Below are 22,281 nucleotides of genomic sequence, written 5' to 3'. Positions count from 1 at the left end.
CACATCATGCTCAAACCCGAAATCCTGGATACTTTTCTGCACCTGCTGGATGAGGCCAAGGCCAGTGGCGACCGCGAACCGACGGCGATGAATCTGGCCACGGTTGATGCCAGTGGCCGGGTCTCGTCGCGCATCGTATTGCTCAAGGGGGCCGATGAACGCGGCTTCCGTTTCCATACCAATTACGAGAGCGACAAGGGCAGCCAACTGGAAGCGCACCCGCAGGTGGCGCTGTGCTTTCACTGGAAGCTGCTGCGCGAGGGCGTGCAGGTGCGCGTGGAAGGTGTCGCGCGCAAATTGCAGGAGGAGGAGTCCGACGCCTATTTTGCCAGTCGCAATCGCGGCAGCCAGATTGGTGCGTGGGCTTCGCTGCAATCGCAAACCCTGCCCGACCGGGACACCTTCGAGCAGCGCGTGGCGCGCTATGAAAAGGAGTTCGAAGGGCGCGAAGTGGCGCGGCCTCCGCACTGGGGCGGCTTCCTGGTCGAGCCGGACATGCTGGAGTTCTGGTACGGCGCCGAGTTCCGGCTACATGAACGCGTGCGCTGGAGTCGCCACGGCCAGACCTGGACCAGCCGACTGCTGTATCCATGAGCGGCGCATTGCCTTCGATGCATGTCGCGCAGACCGGTTTCACGCTGAACACCGGCGGTCGCGGATTCCGTGAAATCACCCGCGACGTCGCAGCCCTGGTGGCGCAGAGCCAGGTGGGTAGCGGCCTGGCCAACATCTTCACCGCGCATACCAGTTGCTCGCTGCTGCTCGGCGAGAATGCCGACCCCACCGTGCGCGACGATCTGGAGCGCTGGTTTGCCCGCATCGTGCCCGATGGCGACCCGATCTTCCGCCACGATGCGGAAGGCCCTGACGACATGCCGGCGCACGTCCGCTCGATCCTCACAGGGGTCAGCCTCAACGTGCCGGTGCATGACGGCAAGCTGTTGCTCGGCACCTGGCAAGGCATTTACCTGTGGGAGCATCGCCTGCATCCGCACCAGCGCAAGGTCAGCGTGACCGTGCTGGGACATTGAGCGTGTGGGCCGACAAATCATGAGCGACCCCTTCCCGCAGCGCATCGTCTGTCTCACCGAAGAGCCTACCGAAGTGCTCTACGCGCTGGGCGAGGAGCACCGCATCGTCGGCATCTCCGGCTTCACCGTGCGTCCGGCGCGGGCGCGCAAGGAAAAGCGCAAGGTTTCCGCATTCACCAGCGCGAAGATCGGCGAGATCATGAAGCTCGAGCCCGACCTGGCGATCGGCTTCTCCGACATCCAGGCCGAGATCGCGCGCGAGCTGATCAAATGCGGCGTGGAAGTGTGGATCAGCAACCATCGCAGCGTGGACGGCATCATCGCCTACATCCGTCGCCTCGGTGCGATGGTCGGCGCACATGAAAAAGCCGAAGCCTACGCGCAGCGGGCCGAACAGCACATCGCGGACATCCGTGCCGCCGCGGCGCAACTGGATCGGCGTCCAAGAGTGTATTTCGAAGAATGGGATGACCCGATCATCACCGGTATCCGCTGGGTAGCCGAACTCATCGGCATCGCCGGCGGCGACGACTGCTTCCCCGAACTTGCGCGCGAGCCACTGGCCAAACAGCGCATCCTCGCCAACGGCGACGAGGTCGTGCGTCGTGCCCCCGACATCATCCTCGGTTCCTGGTGCGGCAAACGCTTTCGTCCGGAAAAGGTGGCCGCGCGACCGGGTTGGAACAAGATCCCGGCGGTACGTGACGGGCAGCTGTTCGAGATCAAGTCACCGATCATTTTGCAGCCGGGGCCGGCGGCATTGTTTGACGGGTTGGAGGCGATCCATCGGATCATCGTGGCGTGGGCGCGGCGTTGAGCGGCGACCGTTCTCCCTCATTGAGCTGGTGACGCCATGCCTTTCAAAATGACAACGTTACTTCTGCTTGCAGCTTGCTCTGGTTGCATTGGTGGGGCTTCCACCTCGGTCGTTCTGCCCGCGGAGCAGGTTCAGGTGCTCTTGAAGCAATGTTCCCGGTCGGACCCCGAGAACGTGACAAGCCTGTGGGTCGTACCGGCTCGCGTGGCTCGTGACATCGATCGCAATATTGATGGCGTGTCCGCGCTCCGTTCCCCATCGGGCAAGACGATCGTCGAGCCACACAAGTATTTCCGTCAGTACGGTGGCGTGGTTGCGGGTGGCAGGAAGCTTGTCTACATCAACGCCTTTTCCTTGCCCGGCTTCATTGATCCGGACGAACTGTCATGGCGGACCAAGGCGATCGTGGTTTGTGATGGCGGGAGCACGGCGTGGGGTGCGATGTATGATCCGGCCACGCAGCACTTTTCCAAGCTCACCATCAATTCCCAGCTTGGTGGTGCATAGTATTCCGTTGAAGGCGGAAGCCTGCGCCGCCGATCAATTCCAGTGTCAAACTTCATGACCATCGACATCGACAAACTGACCGAAGCCGAACTCATAGACCTCAATCACCGGGTGGTCGAGAGACTGCGTTTCATGCAGCAAGCTCGAGCTCACGCAACGATGCTTCGCTTCAGCATTGGTGATCGCGTCACTTTCGAGCCTGACATGCGTGGACCGGTGGGTGGCGTCATCATCCGCTACAACAAGAAGTCGGTCTCGGTGCTTGCCGACGATGGTCAACGCTGGACGGTCGCGCCCGGCTTTCTCCGCCCGGCATCCACCACGGACGTCAAGGATTCCTCGTCCAGCAACGTTGCCGCCTTGCCTCACACGCCGCACGGTGAGGTCTAGCTGTTCGTCCAGGCGAACGGTGTACTGCCATCCTTCAAGTCATGCGTTGCACGTCACGGTGGGAGTCCTCGGCGCAAGCCGAGTCGCCATGAATACAGAGGACAATCATGCAAGATAGCCGCGTCGCCTTGGTCACCGGAGCCAATCAGGGAATTGGTCTGCAGATCGCGAAGAGCCTTGCAGAGCAAGGTTTTACCGTACTCGTTGGCTCACGCAGCCTTGAGAGTGGCGAGCAGGCGGCCAAGGGTATTGACGGTGATGGACGTGCAATTCAGCTCGATGTAACCGATCGGGCGTCGATAGAAGGTGCTGCCGATCGCATTCGCTCTGAACTTGGACGCCTGGACGTACTGGTAAACAATGCCGGTATCGCTCATGCAGGGGCGAGGGAGCGACCGCTTGCGGAAATCGTTCAGTCGGGCCGCGCAAGCGTGGCTTCGCTCGATGAAGTACGTGCCGTGTTCGAAACCAACGTATTTGGCGTAATCGCGGTAACCCAAGCGATGCTGCCGCTGCTGCTCGAAGCGCCTGCCGGACGCATCGTCAACGTGTCGAGCGGCAGGGCATCGCTGACCCTGGCTTCGGACCCAAGTGAATCACGCAGGCGACAGATGTTTGGCGTCACCTACGCCGCGTCGAAAGCTGCTCTTAACGCGGTGACTGTCGCGTTCGCGTTGGACCTCGAGTCGTCAGGTATCAAGGTGAACGCGGCGGCGCCGGGCTTCACGGTGACTGCCATGAACAACTTCGAAGGCAGGCGTACGGTCGAGGAGGCGGCCCGCGAGCCTGTTCGGCTGGCGCTCCTCGGCCAGGACGGCCCGACGGGCACCTTCTCCGACGAGGACGGGCCGATTCCGTGGTAGGGCAGCCAGGCACGGTGCATGACCGTTCGCTCCAGTCGCCACAGAGTCACTCGCCCGACTCGCGCTCCCGCACCGCCTCCATCGTGAGCGTCGCCAACCGGCGCATTCGCCCGCTCCCGGCGTCGGCCAGCAGCTCCTTCAGCCGCGCTCCGGCGTCATCCTGATCCAGCGTATGTCGCTCGGCCAGTGACGCTGCCAGCGCTCGCCCCATGGAATCGAAGATCAACGCATAGGCGAACGCGTGCAGCACGCCGCCGCCGAGCGTGCCCAAGCCGGGGAATGCCTTCATCGCATTGCCCGCCACCGCCAGGACGATCGAGCTGCCGCTGCGCAGGGTGAGCTTGGCCTGACGCACGAAGTCTTCTATCTGCACCTCGCTGACCTTGATGCCATACAACTCGGCCAGAGCGCGGGTGAGGCCGGTGGCGAGCACGCCCTGGATCACCAGGTCGCTGCCGGGTGCCACCGCGGCCATGGCGCCGACGATGGCGCGGCGGGCGTATTTGCGCACGATGCGTTCGGCTTCCTCGGCACGAGTCTGCGCTTCCAGCGTGCCGGTACGCTGGTGCAGGGCGGCGAGTACGGCGTTTTCGCGCAGATCTTCCAGCCCTTCGGCGCCGGGGGCGGTGAGTCTGGACAGCGCCTGCAGCAGGGGAGCGATGTCAGGTTGGCGCTGGCGTTCGACGGATTCCGTGCTGCCGTCGGCGAGCTGGCGCTGGTAGCGCTCGCTGCCGCCGGCGCTGATCGCGATGACTGCGCTGGCGATGCCGCGTGCCTGCTTGCGCAGCTTGGCCAGCAACTGGTCGCGTTCGCTGTCGCTCCACTGGTCGGCCTTGTTCAATACCAGCAGCAGCGGCTTGCCGAAATCGGCGAGCCAGCGCAGTTCGTCGACCTGGCTGCGGGTGAGGTCGCCGGCGCACAGGTAGACCACGGCATGGGCGCGCAGGGATTCTTCGCGTGCGGCGGTTTCGCGCGCTTCGCCGCCGCTTTCGCGGCTGCCGGGCACGTCGGCGAGCACCATGCTGCGACCGTCGGGCAGGGTGCTGTCGTAATGGCCGACTGCGCGGGTGGTGCCGCCGCGCGCATCACTGGCGAGCTGCGCCTGCGGCACCATGGCGCGGATCAGGCTCGACTTGCCGGTGGAGATTTCGCCAAAGACCGCGACATGGATGCGTGCGTCGAGCCGGCGCCGGTCGAGTTCGCCCAGCTCGGCGGCAAGCGCGCCGGTGTCTGCGCCGTGCTCGCGCAATTGGCCGATGCGTTGCTCCAGGTTGCTCCGGTCCGGCGCGGGCAAAGGTCGTCGTTTGCGCCGCGGTCGCAGCAGCCACCACAGCACGCTGAGGCCGGCGGCGGCGAAGACCGCCAGTACCAGACCGAACGTCCACTGCAAGGCAACGGGCAGGGCCAGGAATCGCTGAGTCAGGGCGAGGAACCGCTCCGCGGCGGCGAACAACAACCACAGCAGCGCGGCCATCGCCAGTGCGGCGAACAGTAATCGCAGGCGTCGGGACATGGCTGCATTCTAGCCGGTGGTGAAACGGGTCGAACGGAGCCTGCGGATTTGGCCTGTTGCGGTGGCAGAGGCGGCCCGGTGAAGCCGTTGCGGGAGGCGGGATCGCGTTGATGAGGGGCGGTGATCTTGTCCGTCATCCATGAATGCAGTGTCGAGGATGCGTGCGCCATCACGTCTTGCATCGAGGCGACGCTCGCTGCGGCGGGTGCAATTTGGCATCATGCGGGGGTTGGCAGGAATCAGGGGATTCCGGTCTAGCGGGTGCCGCGGATGACCCGCTACCGCATGGGCGCGACCCGTGCCCGAGCTGGCATGGACGGACGCGGAGGGGGAAGTGCTCGGCGCGTTGAAGAAAGGCGGGATCGCGTTTCTTCAACATTTCAAGGGGAACATCGCTTGCTTGCCACGTTCGTGCTGAATGCAGTTCTGGCGATTGCTGCGCCGGCGTCGAGCGTCGCGACGGCAAGTGCGGCCGAGCCGGTTGCAGCAACCCTGCCGGGCCAGGCGGGCATTCCTGCCACGCCGCAATTTCGGCGCTACGGTGTGGCTGATGGCGTGCCCAGCGGCTCGATTTACGCGGTGGCGCAGGATCGGCGTGGCCTGATGTGGTTCGGCACCGATGGTGGCCTGCTGCGTTTTGATGGCATTGAATTCAAGTTGTTCCGGCATGTCCCGGGCGATCCGGCGTCCTTGCCGAGCAACCAGATCTACACGCTGTTCGTTGATCGTGACAATCGCCTCTGGGCAGGCGGTGTCTCTGACGGCTTGATGGTCTACGACCAGGTCAGCGGTCAGTTCCGGCACTGGGAGCACGATCCGAAGGATCCACACAGTCTCAGCAACAACGAGGTGTGGAGCATCACGCAGACCCCGGATGGACAGATTCTGGGTGGCCACCCAGGGCGGCCTGGACCGCATGCGTGCCGATGGCAGCGGTTTCGATGCGCTTCCGCTGGATCTCGGCGCGAAATCTGCGAAGTCCTTCGGTCCGACTCGTGCCCTGCTGGCCGGGCGCGACGGTCGCCTCTGGATCGGCACCGAAGGCGGGCTATACGTGCGCTCGCCCGATGGCACGGTGCGGCGCGTGCCGATCGATCCGTCGTTTCATGGCGACAGCGGCGCGGTGTGGCGCATTGAGGGCAGTGCCGACGAAGTGCGCGTGGCGGTGAATGGCGGACTGCTGATCGTGGGGGCCGACGGGGTGGCAAGACCGTTGGCCAACCAGCAACTGGCCGACACGCGCATCCTCGGCAGCGTGCGCGACAACCAAGGGCGCTTGTGGATGGGCAGCCTGGATGGTGTCTGGCTGGGCACCGGCCACGGCACGCTGCAACACATCGTGGGTGAGCCGCTGCTGCCCGGCGGGCTGCCCAGCGATCGACTGTGGCAGGTATTCCGAGACCGCGAAGGCGGACTCTGGTTCACTTTCGACCAGTCCAGCATTGCCTATCTGCCACCGAGCTGGAATGGCTTTGCGCGGTTCACCCATGTGCCGGACCAGCCGGGTAGCCTGTCCAACACGGCGGCGTTGTCGGTCCTGCCTGCCCGGGACGGTCAGCTTTGGGTGGGTGGATACAACGGCTGGGTCGACAAGCTCGACACGGCGACCGGACGGGTCACCCATGTCCTGCATGGACTGCATGGCAACCTCACCTCCATGGCCGAGGATGCGCGCGGTCGACTGTGGATGACCGGCCCGGGCCGGATCTATCGCTACGACCATGGCAAGCTGCTCAGCCTGGATGCCAGCCGGACGCACGTGAAGCGACCGGTGGCGCTCGTTGCCGGCGCGGACGGGCGCATCTATGTCAGTGCGTGGGGGGATGGACCGCGCGTGATCGACCCCGACAGCCTGGCATCGACATCGCTGTTGCCGCCGGATGCGCCCGATGGCACCCGCTTCCATGACCAGCTCCGCGCGCACGACGGAGCGATCTGGTACGCCAGCATGGCCGGCCTGATGCGCAACGACGGGCCCGACGGGAAGCTGGCTTTCGTGCCGGGCGTGCCGCGGCAGGAGATATACACGTTCGCGTTCGGTCCCGACGGGTTCTGGATTGCCACCGAGCAGGCGCTGGAGCATTACCGCTATGCCAACGGCCGCGCGACGCGCGAGCAGAGTGTCGACATCAGCAGCATGGGGCTGATTGCCGACCTGCGTACGATGCTCGTGGATCACCACCATCATCTGTGGTTGTTCAGCAGTCCCGGCTTGCGCCGCTTCGATCCCAAACTGCAGCGCTTCACCCAGTTCGGCACGGCGCAGGGCTTGTCGGATGCGGAGTTCAGCAACGGCTCCGCCGTGATGACTGCGGACGGCACGATGCTGGCTGCCAGCAGCGGTGGCGTGATGGCATTCCAGCCAGATCAACTGGCCCGACTCGAGCAGCTGGGACCGCCGCCGCTGGTGTCGATCACCCGTATCACCGTGCGACGGGAAGGCAAGGTCATCAAGTTGCCACTGGACAAGCCGGTACAACTGGGCTGGCGCGACAGCGACCTGCGGGTGGAGGCGCGCGTGGCTTCCTATGTGGATCCGGCCGCCAATCGCTACTACTACCACATGCTCGGCTTCGACAGTGGCTGGGTCGGTGCAGGCAGCCTCGGTCAGCGCGAATTCGTGGGGCTGGGTGCCGGCAGCTACACCTTGCAGGTGCATGGTCATGGTGCGGACGGTCAATGGGGCAAGGCGCCGCCCTTGTCGGTGCACGTGCAGGCGCCGCCGTGGGCGCGCTGGTGGGCGTGGCTGTTTTACGTGCTGGTAGTCGCCGCACTGGCCGGTGCGCTGCTGCAAGGCTGGCGCCGGCGACTGGCGCAGCGCCATCAGGTACAACTGGCCGACCAGCAGCGGCAGATGGCCGAAGCGGCCAGCGCGGCAAAGACCCAGTTCCTGGCGACGCTCAGCCACGAGATCCGCACGCCGATGACCGGCGTGATGGGCATGGCCGAATTGCTGCTGAGCACCCCGCTCAATCCCTTGCAGCACGACTACACGCGCGCGATGCAGCGCTCCGGCGGCATGCTGCTCAAGCTGCTCAACGACGCGCTCGACCTGGCGCGGATCGAGGCCGGCCGGTTGGAGCTGGAACCGGCGCCGTTCAATCCGCGCCAGTTGCTGGAAGATGTGGCGCAACTGGAACAAGGCCTGGCGCATGCCAAGGGCATCCGCTTCGTGCTCGAGCTCGCCGACGATTTGCCGGCCGAGGTGGTCGGCGACGCCGTGCGGATCAAGCAGGTGCTGTTGAACCTGGCCAACAACGCCTTGAAGTTCACCGAGCGCGGACACGTCACCTTGCGCGCCACCGCCACCACGAACGGCTTGCTGTTCAGCGTCAGCGACAGCGGGCCGGGCATTCCCGAAGCCAGCCAGGCCCGCCTGTTCCAGCGCTTCGAGCAGGCGGACGGGCCGCAGCGGCGCGCCGGCAGCGGTCTGGGCCTGGCGATCTGTCGCGAGCTGGTCGACATGATGGGCGGCAGCATCGAGCTGGAGTCACGCGTCGGCCATGGCAGCACCTTCCGCGTGCGTCTGCCGCTGGTTCCGCCCGAGAGTGTTGAAGCTTTGCCGCTGACCGGCGAGGGCGGCAGCTACCGGCTGCTGCTGGTGGAGGACGACACCATCGTGGCGGCGGTGATCCGCGGATTGCTGGAGCGCGAGGGCCACGCCCTGGTGCACGTGGTCAACGGACTGGCGGCGCTGGCCGAGCTGGCGCACACGCGCTTCGATGCCGTGCTGCTGGATCTCGATCTGCCGGGCGTGGACGGTTTCCAGATCGCGCGCCTGATCCGCCAGCGCGAACCCGCCGACGAACACCTGCCGATCATCGCGGTCACCGCCAGATCAGGTGGCCGTGACGAAGCACGCGCCCGCGAGGCCGGCATGGACGGCTTCCTGCGCAAGCCGGTGACCGGCGAACAACTGGTCGCCGCATTGGCTCGCGTGGTGGGCATGCCGGCGCCTGGGAAACCGGTTTGACGACGCCGCGGCACAGGGCAGCTAGCGTCCTCCATCAGTCAGTCGCGCAGCGCGTTGCAGTATCCGCAACCCCGGTTTCGTGCGCCGCGGCATCAGGTTTGGCATGATGCCGATTGCGGAAACGGGGATCCGGATGTTTGCATCACTAGTACTTGGCGCTGTTCTGGCGACTGCCTCATCGAGCGCGACGCCGAATCCGTCCGCAACGCCAACAGCGGCGATGGCCAGCGCGCGTACGGCGGTCACGTCATTGCCGACTCCGCAGTTCCGTCGATTCGGCATCGCCAACGGACTGCCGGGTGGGCAGGTCTACGCGGTGACGCAGGATCGCAACGGCTTGATGTGGTTCGGCTCCGCCGGCGGCCTGATTCGCTACGACGGGGTCAATTTCAAGGTGTACCGGCACATCGGCGACGATCACAAATCGCTGCCGTTCAACGCGATCTACACCGTGTTTGCCGACAAGCAGAACCGGATCTGGGCCGGCGGAATCGCCGGTGGTCTGGAAGTCTACGACCAGGCAACCAACCGCTTCCGGCAGTGGGAACGTGATGGCACCGATCCGGCCAGTCTGTCCAGCAATGAAGTCTGGGACATCGCGCAAACCCCCGATGGCACGCTGTGGGTGGCAACCCAGGCGGGCCTTGATCGCATGCGCGCGGATGAGACCGGATTCGATCACGTGCCGCTGGTGGTCGAGGGTGCGCCTGCCGCAGCGTTCGGACCGATACGGGCCCTGCTGGCCGAAGCCGACGGGCGTCTATGGATAGGCGCCGAAAGCGGCCTGTACCTGCGCCTGCCCGACGGCCACGTGCAGCGGGTGCCGGTGGATCCGGCCTACCACGGCGATCTGCACAAGATCTGGTCCATCGAGGGTGGTGACGGCGAAGTGCGTGTCGCGCTGGATGATGCCTTGCTGGTGATCGGCGCCGACGGCATCGCACGGCCGTTGCTGCAGCAGGCGTCATCTCGCGTGCTGAGCAGCGCGCGCGATCACGAGGGGCGGCTGTGGATTGGCAAGGCCGACGAACTTGTACTCGATACCGGCGCCGGGCAGCGCCAGGCGATTCATGGTCACCCGTTGCTGCCCGGCGGGCTGCCGGGCAGCAAGATATGGCAGACGCTGATTGATCGCGAGGGCGGGCTGTGGATTACGTTCGAGGAATCCAGCATTGCCTACCTGCCACCAGGTTGGGATGGATTCACGCGCTTCACGCACATCCCGGATGACCCCGGCAGCTTGTCCAAGATCACGGCGGCAACGCTGTTGTACGGTCACGATCATCGTTTGTGGGTAGGCGGTGACGACGGCTGGCTCGACAAGCTGGATGTGCGCACGGGACAGGTCGAGCATGTGCTGAAGAACATCCACGCGCAGATCGTGGCGCTGGCGGAGGATCGTCGCCAACGCCTGTGGATTGCCGTGCCCGGTGGTCTGAAGCTGTTCGAAAACGGAAAGCTCCGCTCGATCAACATCAGCCACGCGCAAGTGACGCGTCCAGTGCTTCTCACGTCCGGCGATGATGGCCGGGTGTATCTGGCTTCATGGGGCGAGGGGGTATTCGTCATCGATCCGGACAGCCTGGCGATCACGCCCGTCCCGATGACGACCCACGAGCAGGGCACGGGACGCTTGCTGCCGTCCCAACTTACCTGGCATGCCGGCACGTTGTGGTATGCGAGCACGGACGGGTTGATGCGCCTTGATCCGACGTCCCGCACGCTTGTGGACGTACCCGGCACCCCCGCGACGGAAATACGCGCGTTCGATTTCGATGCCACCGGATTGTGGTTGCTGACGGACCAGTCGATCGGGCATTACGTGATCGTGGACGGCCAGGCGCGGCGCGACGATGTCGTGGATACCCGGGTGGTGCAGTCGGCGGCGGACCTGACTGCCCTGCGGGTTGATCAACAAGGCGGGCTGTGGCTGTTCGCCAACCCGGGCTTGTGGAACTTCGACCCGGCCACTCGAAAGTTCACATCGTTTGGTCCTGCACAAGGACTGCCCAATGCCGAATTCGGTTCGGGCGACACGAAAGTCACCACTGATGGCGTGATCGTGGCGTCCGACACCGGCGGCGTGGTGGCGTTTCAACCGCAACATCTGATGCGCGAGGAAAGGTCGACGCACGCGAGCCGGCCCCCGTTGACGCTGACCAATGTGAGCGTGCGGCGAGACGGCAATTACCACGAACTGGCTGTCGACCACGACAGCGTCCAGCTGGGATGGCGTGATCGAGACCTGCGCGTGGACGCGCGCCTGGCGTCGTACATCAACCCGGACACGAATTGCTATCGCTACCGATTACTGGGCTTCGACAGCGACTGGGTCGGGGTCGGCAATCGCGGCGAGCGCGAATTTGCCGGACTCACGGCGGGTGACTACACGCTGGAAGTCAGCGCCACTGGCGGTAATGACCAGTGGAGCAGACTGACCGCACCCTTGCATATTCATGTGCAGGCGCCGCCGTGGGCGCGCTGGTGGGCATGGCTGTTTTACGTGCTGGTAGTCGCCGCACTGGCCGGCGCGCTGCTGCAAGGCTGGCGCCGGCGACTGGCGCAGCGCCATCAGGTGCAACTGGCCGACCAGCAGCGGCAGATGGCCGAAGCGGCCAGCGCGGCAAAGACCCAGTTCCTGGCGACGCTCAGCCACGAGATCCGCACGCCGATGACCGGCGTGATGGGCATGGCCGAATTGCTGCTGAGCACCCCGCTCAATCCCTTGCAGCACGACTACACGCGCGCGATGCAGCGCTCCGGCGGCATGCTGCTCAAGCTGCTCAACGACGCGCTCGACCTGGCGCGGATCGAGGCCGGCCGGTTGGAGCTGGAACCGGCGCCGTTCAATCCGCGCCAGTTGCTGGAAGATGTGGCGCAACTGGAACAAGGCCTGGCGCATGCCAAGGGCATCCGCTTCGTGCTCGAGCTCGCCGACGATTTGCCGGCCGAGGTGGTCGGCGACGCCGTGCGGATCAAGCAGGTGCTGTTGAACCTGGCCAACAATGCCTTGAAGTTCACCGAGCGCGGACACGTCACCTTGCGCGCCACCGCCACCGCGGACGGCTTGCTGTTCAGCGTCAGCGACAGCGGGCCGGGCATTCCCGAAGCCAGCCAGGCCCGCCTGTTCCAGCGCTTCGAGCAGGCGGACGGGCCGCAGCGGCGCGCCGGCAGCGGCCTGGGCCTGGCGATCTGTCGCGAGCTGGTCGACATGATGGACGGCAGCATCGAGCTGGAGTCACGCGTCGGCCATGGCAGCACCTTCCGCGTGCGTCTGCCGCTGGTTCCGCCCGAGAGTGTTGAAGCTTTGCCGCTGACCGGCGAGGGCGGCAGCTACCGGCTGCTGCTGGTGGAGGACGACACCATCGTGGCGGCAGTGATCCGCGGATTGCTGGAGCGCGAGGGCCACGCCCTGGTGCACGTGGTCAACGGACTGGCGGCGCTGGCCGAGCTGGCGCACACGCGCTTCGATGCCGTACTGCTGGATCTCGATCTGCCGGGCGTGGACGGTTTCCAGATCGCGCGCCTGATCCGCCAGCGCGAACCCGCCGACGAACACCTGCCGATCATCGCGGTCACCGCCAGATCAGGTGGCCGTGACGAAGCACGCGCCCGCGAGGCCGGCATGGACGGTTTCCTGCGCAAGCCGGTGACCGGCGAACAACTGGTCGCGGCCCTGGCACGAACCATCGGCGCCCAAATGGCAACGCCGCAGCCCTGACCACAACGCAAGCGATGCCCTCCAAAAACCGAACACCGAACACCCGCCCCACAACCCTACATATCGTACTTCCGCACCTCGAATCCCAACCGCTGATATTCCCGCCAACGCTCGCGTGAACCCTCACGCGCCGCCGGGTCGGCGGCCACGACTTCCAGCACGCGCTGGCAGGAGCGCCCCGGGCACGCGTCGCGCAGGTTGATCAGCAGCGGTCGGTCCGGCGTATCCACATCGGGCGGCACGATCAGCACCGCCGTCTGCGCGTCGTCATCGTCGCCGGCCAGCTGGTGCGGAATCATGGCGTCATCGTCGAACGCCCACAGCAGCTCGTCGACGGCGTGCGCCTGCTCGTGGTCGCGCGTCAGGATCAAGGTCGGCTGCTGCGCCGCGTACGCCTTCTTCACCAGCTCGCACACCAGCAGCAAGGGCTGCTCGCGGAAGCGTGGTTTGTCGATGAGGTAGAAGTCGGCGCGCATCAGGCAGGAGTGGGTTGAAAGAAGTGAGTGGTGAGAGGCAACGTGAGGTGAAGGCGGGGGATAACGGAAAATGCGGTGTGGAGATCGGAGTTGAAGAGCGAAGGCTCATGCAACGCGAGGAAGCGTGTGGCTTCTCTCTCACTCCTCACTTCTCTTCCCTCACTTATCGCTTCGGTCAAGCAACCACTGCGCCAGCAATGTCACCGGGCGACCGGTGGCCAGGCCTTTGCGTCCGTCTTCCCAGGCAGTGCCGGCGATGTCCAGATGGGCCCAGCGCTGGCCGTCGGTGAAGCGCGACAGGAAGCAGCCGGCGGTGATCGCGCCGGCGGTCTTGCCGCCGATGTTGGCAACGTCGGCGAAACCGGATTCGAGCTGGGCCTGGTAGTCATCCCAAAGTGGCAGGCGCCAGGCGCGGTCGAGTGTTTCCTCGCCGGCGGCGAGCAATTCGGCGGCGAGGTCGTCGTGCTTGCTCATCAGGCCGCTGGCGTGTTTGCCCAGGGCCACCACGCAGGCGCCGGTCAGCGTGGCTGCGTCGATGATGGTGTGTGGCTGGTAGGTGCGCGCAGTCCAGGTCAGCGCGTCGCACAGGATCAGGCGTCCCTCGGCATCGGTGTTGAGCACTTCGATGGTCAGGCCGGAGAGGCTGGTCAGCACGTCGCTGGGACGATAGGCGTCGCCATCGGGCATGTTCTCCACGCTCGGCACCACGCACACCAGGTTGAGCTTGACGCCCATCTTCACCGCGGCCACGAAGGCACCCAGCACACCGGCCGCGCCACCCATGTCGAATTTCATGTCTTCCATGCCCGGGCCGGGCTTGAGGCTGATGCCGCCCGCGTCGAAGGTGACGCCCTTGCCGACGAAGGCGTAGGGTTTGTCGCCTTCCTTGCCGCCCTTGTATTCCAGCGCGATGAGGCGCGGCTTGTTGGCCGAGCCGCGCGCCACCGCAAGCAGCGAACCGAAGCCCAGCTTGGCCATCTCGACCTCGTCGAGCACGTTGCAGCTGACCTTGTCGTGGTTGGCGGCGAAAGCACTGGCCTGCTCGGCGATATACACCGGGTTGCAGATGTTCGGCGGCAGGTTGGCCAGCTCACGCGCGAAACGCACGCCTTCGGCGATGCCGGCGGCCTGGTCCAGCGACGCCTCCTCGTCGGCGCTGCCGGCGAAGGTGATCGCGGCCAACTCCGGTGGCTTGGCCTTGTCGCGCGGCTTGAACGTGGCGGTGTAGCGATAGGCGGCGAAGTCGCTGGCCAGCGCGGCCACGCGCATGCGCCAGTTGGCATCGCGACCGGGCACATCCAGCTCGGTCAGATACGAGACTGCCTCGGTGACGGGCAGGCGGCCGAGCGCGCGGGTCGCTTCGTGGTTCGCCTTCTGGAAGCGCGCGCCATCGAACGATTTCTGCGCGCCCAGTCCGACCACCAGCACGCGCCTGGCACTGATGCCGGCGGGAGCGAACAGCACGCAGCTGCTGCCAGATTTGCCGGTGATGTCGCCGCTCTCGATCTGGCGCTTGATCAATCCGTCCGTGGCGTTGTCCACCCGTTCGGCGGCGCTGCTCAGCGTGCCGTTTTCGTACACGCCAACGACGATGCACGCGTTGTCGACGGATTCGGGTGTGGAGGTGCCAAGGCTGAACTGAAGTGTCATGGGATATGTTCCTGTTTGAGCCCGGTCATGGCCGGACAGGCTAGACTTGCGGTTTTCCGCCTTGCGGAGTCTGTCGGACTTTGGTCGGCAAGTCTGCGAATCCTTACACAGCCGCATTCTCGCCTCGACCAACAAAGCCCGACAGCCTCCAGGGGCGAACCGCGCAAGCAGACAAGTCTATCGCATGCTGAGCATTCTCGACCGCTATTTCCTGCGTGAGCTGGCGCAGACCGTGGCCGCCACCGTGGTGGTATTGCTGGTGATCGTCGCCGGCAGTGCCTTCGCCAAGGTGCTGCAGCAGGTCGCCAACGGCAGCTTTCCCGCCAGCGTGATGTTCCAGGTGCTGGGCCTGCGTACGCTCGACGGACTGACCAACCTGATGCCGCTGGCCAGCTTCATCGGCGTGCTGATGGGCCTGGGTCGGATGTACCGCGAGAGCGAGATGCATGTACTGGCATCGTCGGGCATGGGGCCGGCGGGCCTGCTGCGGCCGATGGCGTTGTTGGGCGCGGTGCTGGTCGGGCTCACCATGCTGGTGTCGCTGTGGCTGGGGCCGTGGGCCGTGCGTACCAGCGATGCGCTGGTGACCGCGGCGAACCGCTCGGTGATTGCCGCCGGCCTGGATGCGGGGCGCTTCACCAGTCTTCCCGGCAAGGGCGGCATCATCTTTGTGGACAGTCTGAGTCGCGATGGCACGCAGCTCGGACGAACCTTCGTCGCGGCGCAGCGCGTCAACAAGGAAGGGGCCGTGCACCTGAAGGTGGTGAGCGCAGCCAGTGGCCAGCTGTACCAGGGCAGCGACGGCGTCGGCCGCTTCATCGCCTTCAAGAATGGCTGGCAATACGACATTCCGGTGGGTGCCGACGACTGGCGCCAGATGCAGTACCAGAGCAACGACACCTCGCTCTCCAGCGTGCAGGCCGACGACGACGAGGATCCCTCGCACTCCAAGAGCACCTGGGCCTTGTCCCAGTCATCCAACCCCGATGACCGCGCCGAACTGGCCTGGCGAACCAACGCGCCGCCGTTGACCCTCGTGTTGTTGATGCTCGCCCTGCCACTGTCGCGACAGAGCCCGCGCGAACCGAAGTACGGCCGCCTGTTGCTGGCCGTGCTGGGCTTCTATCTCTACTACCTGCTGCTGGCACTGGGGCGGGCGCAGATCGGCAAGGGCCACTGGCACAACCAGTTGCCGCTGTGGGGCTTGCACGTGATCGTGCTGGGCCTGGCCTGCTGGATGCTGTGGAAGCAGTACTCGCCGCGCCGATTGCCCGCATCGACGGCGGGCAAAGCGTGATGGGCGTGTTCAACATCAAGCGCGTGGACCGGCTGGTGGCGATCAGCGTGCTCGGCTCGCTGCTGACGGTGTGGCTGGTGCTGACCGGTTTCGATGCCGTGACCCAGTTTCTGCGTCAGCTTGGCAACGTGGGCAAGCACGGTTACACGGCCACCGACGCCGCCGTCTACGTGCTGGTGACGTTCCCGCGCCGTGCCTACGAAATGTTCGGCAACGCCGCCTTGATCGGCGGCCTGCTCGGGCTGGGCGGGTTGGCTGGCAGCGGCGAGCTCACCGCGCTGCGCGCCGCCGGCCTGTCCCGCCTGCGGATTGCGGGCTCGGCGGCGGGCGTGGTCGCGGTATTGATCGTCGGTGTGGTGATCATGGGCGAGACCGTGGCACCCTGGGGCGACCAGCAGGCGCAGGCGATGCAATTGCGCATGCGCTCGGGCGCCATCGGCATGGGCACCAATAGCGGGCTGTGGGCACGCGACGGCAACGACATCATCAATGCGCGTGGCACCACGCTGAAGCAGAGTGACGGCGTAGGCAAGGTGCAGCTGGCTGACGTGCGCGTATTCACGTTTACGCCTGACGGCAGGATCAGCCAGTTCCAGTGGGCCAAGACGGCCGAACACGACGGCTCGCAGTGGGTACTGCATGACGTGCGCAAGACCGTGCTCGACGAGCAGGGTACGCACTCCACCACGATGGCCAGCGAACCCTGGCATTCGACCCTGAACCCGCAGGTCTTGGCGCAGTCGGTGATCCAGCCGCAATACCTGTCGATGCGCGACCTGCGCCGCAACATGGACTATCTGGAAAGCAACGGCGAGAGCCCGGGCAGCTATGCGGTGGCCTTCTGGGGTCGCGCACTGTATCCGCTCAACGTGCTGGTGCTGGTGCTGTGCGCCATGCCCTTCGCCTTCGGCACCTTGCGTTCCGGCGGGTTGGGCAAGCGGCTTTTCATCGGCATGCTGCTGGCCATCGGCTGGTATTTCATGCAGCAGGCCATGGTGAACTTCGGCACCGTCTACGGCATGCCACCGCTACTGGCGAACCTGTTGCCGGCGATGTTGCTGGCGTGTGTGGCGTGGCTGTATTTCAGGCGGCGGGTGTGAGGGGTCGGGAATCGGGAATGGGGAATCGGGAATTGCAAAAGCAAACTCGGCATGCCGAACAACGCCTGCCTTTCTGATTCCCGATTCTTCATTCCCGATTCCCCCTCAGGAGAACAAAACGATGAATGTGATCGACTTGCGCAGCGACACCGTGACACGCCCGACCAGCGCCATGCGCGAGGCGATGCTCGCCGCCGAGGTCGGCGACGATGTCTACGGTGAAGATCCCACCGTCAACGCCTTGCAACAGCGCCTGGCCGACGAGCTGGGTTTCGACGCGGGTTTGTTCGTGCCCAGCGGCACGCAGTCCAATCTGCTGGCCTTGCTCGCGCATTGTGAGCGCGGCGATGAATACCTGGTCGGCATGGAAGCGCATACCTACAAGTTCGAAGGTGGCGGCGCGGCGGTGCTGGGTTCGATCCAGCCGCAACCCATCGTGCAGGCGGATGACGGTTCACTGCCGCTGGAGCGGATCGAGGCGGCGATCAAGCCGGTTGACCCGCATTTCGCACGCACGCGGTTGCTGGCGCTGGAGAACACCTGGCACGGGCGGACATTGCCGCTGGATTATCTGGGCGAGGCGCATGACTTTGCGCGATCGCGAGGCTTGGCACTGCACCTGGATGGCGCGCGGCTGTTCAACGCCGCGATCGCCTGCGAGGTGCCGGCGCGCGAGATCGCCCGCCACTTCGATAGCGTCTCGATCTGCCTGTCCAAGGGTCTGGGCGCACCGGTCGGCTCGGTGCTGGTTGGCTCGCACGCACTCATCGACAAGGCGCGGCGCTGGCGCAAGGTCTGCGGCGGCGGCTGGCGTCAGGCGGGCATGCTGGCCGCGGCAGGCCTGTACGCGCTGGATCATCATGTGGCGCGCCTGGTCGAGGATCATCGCCGCGCGGCGCACCTGGCGGAGCGCCTGGGCGAGATCGGCGGCATCAAGCTGCTTGGCCAGCACACCAACATGGTCTTCATCGACGTGCCGGCCGCGCGACTGCGCGAACTGGATACCCACCTTCAGGCAGTTGGCATCCGCATCAGCATCGGCTACCTGCCCACGCTGCGTCTGGTGACGCATCTGGACATCGATGACGATGGCATCGAGCGCACGGTGGCGGCCTTTCGCCAGTTTTTCGCGCGTGCAAACTGACGGCCTTGCCCCGCATGCCGAGGCGGTATTGCTTGACAGGCAGGGCGGTGCAGGCCGACAGCCGCGCGCCGTGGTTTTGTTAGCATGATGGCGATGAACCAGCCTTCCGCATCCGACCTGCTGCAAAGCGTTTTCGGCTACCCCGGCTTCCGTGGCCAGCAACAGGCGATCGTCGAGCATCTGTGCGATGGCGGCGACGCGCTGGTGCTGATGCCGACCGGTGGCGGCAAGTCGCTTTGCTACCAGATTCCCGCCTTGCTGCGGCAGGGCACGGCGATCGTGGTGTCGCCGCTGATCGCGCTGATGCAGGACCAGGTGGATGCCTTGCGCGAGGCGGGCGTGGCTGCGGCGTATCTCAATTCCAGCCTCGCCGGAGACGCGCAGCGCGAGGTCGAGCGGCAGTTGCTGGCGGGCGGGTTGAATCTGCTCTACGTGGCGCCGGAACGATTGCTGACTTCGCGGTTCCTCGATCAGCTTGAACGCATCGAAGTGGCGCTGTTCGCGATCGACGAGGCGCATTGCGTGTCGCAATGGGGGCACGATTTCCGCCCCGAGTATCGCGAGCTGGCGATTCTGCACCAGCGCTTTCCGCAGGTGCCGCGCATTGCGCTCACCGCCACCGCGGACCCGCGCACGCGGGAGGAAATCGTCGAGCGCCTGTCGCTGCAGAACGCGCGGCAGTTCGTCTCCAGTTTCGACCGACCCAATATCGGCTACCGCGTGGGCCTGCGCCACAACGCCAAGCGCCAGCTCGGCGAGTTCCTGCTCGGTCACGAGGGCGAGTCCGGCATCGTGTATTGCCTCAGCCGGCGCAAGGTGGACAGCATCGCCGAATGGTTGGCCGAGTCAGGCATCGAGGCATTGCCGTACCACGCCGGGCTGGATGCGGCGACGCGGGCGAAGAACCAGCAGCGCTTCCTGCGCGAGGACGGCGTGGTGATGGTCGCCACGGTCGCCTTCGGCATGGGCATCGACAAGCCCGACGTGCGTTTCGTGGCGCACCTGGACCTGCCGCGCAGCATCGAGGGCTACTACCAGGAGACCGGCCGCGCCGGTCGCGACGGCCTGCCGGCCGAGGCATGGATGATCTACGGCTTGTCCGACGTGGTCACCATGAGCCAGATGATCGCGCAGTCCGAATCGGCGGATGAGCGCAAACGGGTCGAGCGGCAGAAGCTCGAATCGTTGCTGGCCTATGCCGAAGCCACCACCTGCCGGCGCCAGCTTCTGCTGGGCACCTTCGGCGAAACCTATCCCGGGCCCTGCGGCCACTGCGACAACTGCATCGCGCCGCCGAAAACCTGGGATGCGACGGTACCCGCGCAGAAGGCCTTGTCGGCGGTGTACCGCACCGGCCAGCGCTTCGGCGCCGGCCACGTCATCGACGTGCTGCGCGGGGAGGAGACCGAACGCGTGCTCAGCCTCGACCACCATCGCCTGAGCACCTTCGGCATCGGCACCGAGCTGGACGACAAGCAGTGGCGCTCGGTGTTTCGCCAGTTGCTGGCAGCCGGCCTGCTCGAAGCCGATGCGGAAGGCTACGGCACCTTGCGCCTGAGTGCGGCCAGTCGGGCCGTGCTCACTGGCGGGCAGAGCGTGAGACTGCGCGAGGATGCCCGCCCCGAGCGCGCCCGTCGTCGCCGTCGCGACAGCAAACAGATCACCGGCTCCGGCAGCCTCGGCATCGAGGCCTACGAGCAGCCGATGTGGGACGAGTTGCGCGCGCTGCGCACGCAACTGGCCAGGCAGCAGGGCGTGCCGCCCTATGTGGTGTTCCACGACGCCACCCTGCTGGCGATGCTGCGCGCGCTGCCCGCCAATGAGGACGAGCTGGCCGGGATCAGCGGCGTGGGCGAAGCCAAGCTGAAACGCTACGGCCAGGATTTCCTCGCCGTGATCAACGCACCAGCCTGACTTCGCTCGAACGGCACTCCGCGCAGGGCGGGCTCTGCCCGCCGCCCCGTTTCGTCGAGTTCAAATGGTCCGTCGTTCATGGCCTCGGTCGAACGGCACTGCGCGTAGGGCGGGCTCCGCCCGCCGCCCCATTTCGTCGAGTTGAAATGGTCCGTCGTTCATGGCCTCGGTCGAGCGGCACTCCGCGTAGGGCGGGCTCCGCCCGCCGCCCCCGTTTCGTCGAGTTCAAATCGTTCGTCGTTCACTGCCTGGATCGAGCGGCACTCCGCGTAGGGCGGGCTCTGCCCGCCGCCCCCGCGCCGTTGAGTTGAAATCTCCCGTCGTTCATTGCATACGTATTCAGTCGGACACGACCAGCCGGCTCGGTGCAGACTCGGGCTGTTCTGCATGCCATGACGTGGGGAGACGCGATGAGCTCGGTGAACGCGACAGACGGGTTGGGCCAGCACGCAACGATGCGGGTCGTACTGATATCGGCGGCAGCCGCGTTGGGCGGCTTCCTGTTCGGCTTCGACACGGCGGTGATCAATGGCGCGGTCGACGCGATTCGCAGCCATTTCGAGCTGGATGCCGGTCAGATCGGCATCACGGTCTCCTGCGCGCTGCTCGGTTCGGCCTTCGGCGCCGGATTCGCCGGCATGTTGGCCAATCGCTTCGGCCGCGTGCGCACCATGCAGGTAGCCGCGGCGTTCCTGGTCGCTGCCGCGCTGGGCTCGGGTCTGGCCTCGGCCGTGTGGGACCTGGTCGTGTGGCGTCTGATCGGCGGCATCGGTGTCGGGGTCGCTTCGGTGATCGCGCCCACCTACATCGCCGAGGTGGCGCCGGCGCGTATTCGCGGCCGACTCGGCTCGATGCAGCAACTGGCGATCGTGCTGGGCATCTTCGCAGCCCTGCTCAGCGATGCCTGGCTGGCCGATGCCGCCGGGGGCGCCGCCAGCATGCTCTGGTTGGGCATGCCGGCCTGGCGCTGGATGTTCCTGGCGGCAACGCTCCCAGCCTTGATCTATGGCCTGCTGGTGCTGGCTGTGCCCGAATCGCCGCGCCATCTGGTGGCGAAAGGGCGACTGGCCGAGGCACGGACAGTCCTGCTGAAAGTGCTGAACATGCACAGCGAAGCCGCGCTGGACAAGAAGCTGGGGGACATCGAGGCCAGCTTGCGCTCGGAGCACAAGCCGCGCCTGCGCGACCTGCTCAGCAAGGCAACGGGTCTGCTGCCGGTGGTATGGATCGGCATTTTCCTGTCGATACTGCAGCAATTCGTCGGCATCAACGTAATTTTCTACTACTCCGCCACGCTGTGGCATTCGGTCGGCTTCAGCGAGGCCGACTCGTTCACCATCACCGTGGTCACCTCGATCGTCAACGTGTTGGTGACCCTGGTGGCGATCGCGCTGGTCGACAAGATCGGACGCAAGCCGTTGCTGGTGATCGGCTCGGCCGGCATGGCGATCACCCTGGGCACGATGGCCTGGTGCTTTTCGCAGGCTACCGGCGCTGGGGCGGATCTCAGTCTGCCCGGTTCGGTGGGCATGGTGGCGCTGGTCGCGGCGAATGCCTACGTGGTGTTCTTCGGCGTAAGCTGGGGTCCGGTGGTGTGGGTGCTGCTGGGTGAAATGTTCCCGAACCGGATCCGCGCGTTGGCGTTGGCGGTTGCCGCGTCGGCCCAATGGCTGGCCAACTTCGCCATCACCAGCACCTTCCCGGCACTGGCGGAGATCGGCCTGACCTTCGCCTACGGCCTGTACGCGGGTTTTGCCTTGCTGTCATTGTTCTTCGTGCTGTATGCGGTACGCGAGACCAAGGGCGTCGAGCTGGAGGACATGCAGGCATGAGGACCATGGAGCACTCCTTTTCCGTTGGCGCGACTGCGCAGGTGCCGTCAACA

The 22,281-nt window shown here is 65.6% G+C and carries 16 protein-coding genes and 1 pseudogene; 14 read left to right on the top strand and 3 right to left on the bottom strand.

The window, feature by feature from the left end:
- Nucleotides 1-6: 6 nt before the first annotated feature.
- The 6 genes from pdxH (at nt 7) to AC0L58_RS12345 (ending at nt 3,608) form a co-directional block, all read left to right on the top strand.
- Nucleotides 7-594, top strand: a complete 588-nt coding sequence (gene pdxH, locus AC0L58_RS12370; RefSeq protein WP_473683809.1) for a pyridoxamine 5'-phosphate oxidase — start codon at nt 7-9, stop codon at nt 592-594.
- The gene (locus AC0L58_RS12365; protein WP_473683807.1) at nt 591-1,031 is read left to right on the top strand and encodes a secondary thiamine-phosphate synthase enzyme YjbQ; all 441 of its coding nucleotides are present in this window, start codon (nt 591-593) and stop codon (nt 1,029-1,031) included. The genes pdxH and AC0L58_RS12365 overlap by 4 nt, the downstream gene beginning before the upstream one ends.
- A 19-nt stretch (nt 1,032-1,050) precedes the next feature.
- Complete coding sequence (locus AC0L58_RS12360; protein ID WP_473683805.1) at nt 1,051-1,848, top strand: cobalamin-binding protein; 798 nt, start codon at nt 1,051-1,053, stop codon at nt 1,846-1,848.
- Between the two features lie 36 nt (nt 1,849-1,884).
- A complete protein-coding gene (locus AC0L58_RS12355) occupies nt 1,885-2,355 on the top strand; it encodes a hypothetical protein (RefSeq protein ID WP_473683803.1) in 471 nt (156 codons plus the stop codon).
- Between the two features lie 54 nt (nt 2,356-2,409).
- Nucleotides 2,410-2,745: a hypothetical protein gene (locus AC0L58_RS12350; protein WP_473683801.1), complete on the top strand. Its 336-nt coding sequence runs from the start codon at nt 2,410-2,412 to the stop codon at nt 2,743-2,745.
- A gap of 107 nt (nt 2,746-2,852) precedes the next feature.
- Nucleotides 2,853-3,608, top strand: a complete 756-nt coding sequence (locus AC0L58_RS12345) for an SDR family oxidoreductase (RefSeq protein ID WP_473683799.1) — start codon at nt 2,853-2,855, stop codon at nt 3,606-3,608.
- Nucleotides 3,609-3,654: 46 nt separating this feature from the next.
- Here the strand turns inward: AC0L58_RS12345 and AC0L58_RS12340 are convergent, their stop codons facing one another.
- Entirely contained in the window at nt 3,655-5,121 is a 1,467-nt protein-coding gene (locus tag AC0L58_RS12340) for a GTPase (RefSeq protein ID WP_473683797.1), read from the bottom strand.
- 270 nt (nt 5,122-5,391) lie between these two features.
- On the opposite strand from AC0L58_RS12340, the pseudogene AC0L58_RS12335 reads away from it, so the two are divergent.
- From AC0L58_RS12335 to AC0L58_RS12325, 3 genes and pseudogenes are all read left to right on the top strand, one after another.
- Nucleotides 5,392-5,844 (top strand): annotated as a pseudogene (locus AC0L58_RS12335) (ligand-binding sensor domain-containing protein); the annotation flags it as partial.
- Between the two features lie 151 nt (nt 5,845-5,995).
- Nucleotides 5,996-9,094 carry a hybrid sensor histidine kinase/response regulator gene (locus AC0L58_RS12330; RefSeq protein ID WP_473683795.1) on the top strand — a complete coding sequence of 1,033 codons (3,099 nt, stop codon included), beginning with the start codon at nt 5,996-5,998 and terminating at the stop codon, nt 9,092-9,094.
- A 220-nt stretch (nt 9,095-9,314) separates the two neighbouring features.
- Nucleotides 9,315-12,815 (top strand): hybrid sensor histidine kinase/response regulator, encoded by a 3,501-nt coding sequence (locus AC0L58_RS12325; RefSeq protein ID WP_473683793.1) that lies wholly within the window; start codon nt 9,315-9,317, stop codon nt 12,813-12,815.
- Between the two features lie 56 nt (nt 12,816-12,871).
- Here the strand turns inward: AC0L58_RS12325 and AC0L58_RS12320 are convergent, their stop codons facing one another.
- Nucleotides 12,872-13,291, bottom strand: a complete 420-nt coding sequence (locus AC0L58_RS12320; RefSeq protein ID WP_473683791.1) for a DNA polymerase III subunit chi — start codon at nt 13,289-13,291, stop codon at nt 12,872-12,874.
- Between the two features lie 159 nt (nt 13,292-13,450).
- A complete protein-coding gene (locus tag AC0L58_RS12315) occupies nt 13,451-14,941 on the bottom strand; it encodes a leucyl aminopeptidase (protein WP_473683789.1) in 1,491 nt (496 codons plus the stop codon).
- Nucleotides 14,942-15,125: 184 nt separating this feature from the next.
- Between AC0L58_RS12315 and lptF the strand changes: the two genes are divergently transcribed.
- The 5 genes from lptF (at nt 15,126) to AC0L58_RS12290 (ending at nt 22,228) form a co-directional block, all read left to right on the top strand.
- Entirely contained in the window at nt 15,126-16,238 is a 1,113-nt protein-coding gene (gene lptF, locus AC0L58_RS12310) for an LPS export ABC transporter permease LptF (protein WP_473683787.1), read from the top strand.
- Nucleotides 16,238-17,338 (top strand): LPS export ABC transporter permease LptG, encoded by a 1,101-nt coding sequence (gene lptG, locus AC0L58_RS12305; RefSeq protein WP_473688721.1) that lies wholly within the window; start codon nt 16,238-16,240, stop codon nt 17,336-17,338. The genes lptF and lptG overlap by 1 nt, the downstream gene beginning before the upstream one ends.
- Nucleotides 17,339-17,459: 121 nt before the next feature.
- On the top strand, nt 17,460-18,482 hold the full coding sequence (gene ltaE / locus AC0L58_RS12300; protein WP_473683785.1) for a low-specificity L-threonine aldolase: 1,023 nt from the start codon (nt 17,460-17,462) through the stop codon (nt 18,480-18,482).
- A gap of 93 nt (nt 18,483-18,575) precedes the next feature.
- On the top strand, nt 18,576-20,396 hold the full coding sequence (gene recQ / locus AC0L58_RS12295) for a DNA helicase RecQ (RefSeq protein WP_473683783.1): 1,821 nt from the start codon (nt 18,576-18,578) through the stop codon (nt 20,394-20,396).
- Nucleotides 20,397-20,806: 410 nt separating this feature from the next.
- The gene (locus AC0L58_RS12290) at nt 20,807-22,228 is read left to right on the top strand and encodes a sugar porter family MFS transporter (RefSeq protein ID WP_473683781.1); all 1,422 of its coding nucleotides are present in this window, start codon (nt 20,807-20,809) and stop codon (nt 22,226-22,228) included.
- Nucleotides 22,229-22,281: the final 53 nt, after the last annotated feature.

It is taken from the genome of Rhodanobacter sp. G2-10, assembly GCF_055809185.1.
Note: the sequence above shows the minus strand (reverse complement) of the source record. Positions and strands in the feature narration are given on the sequence as shown.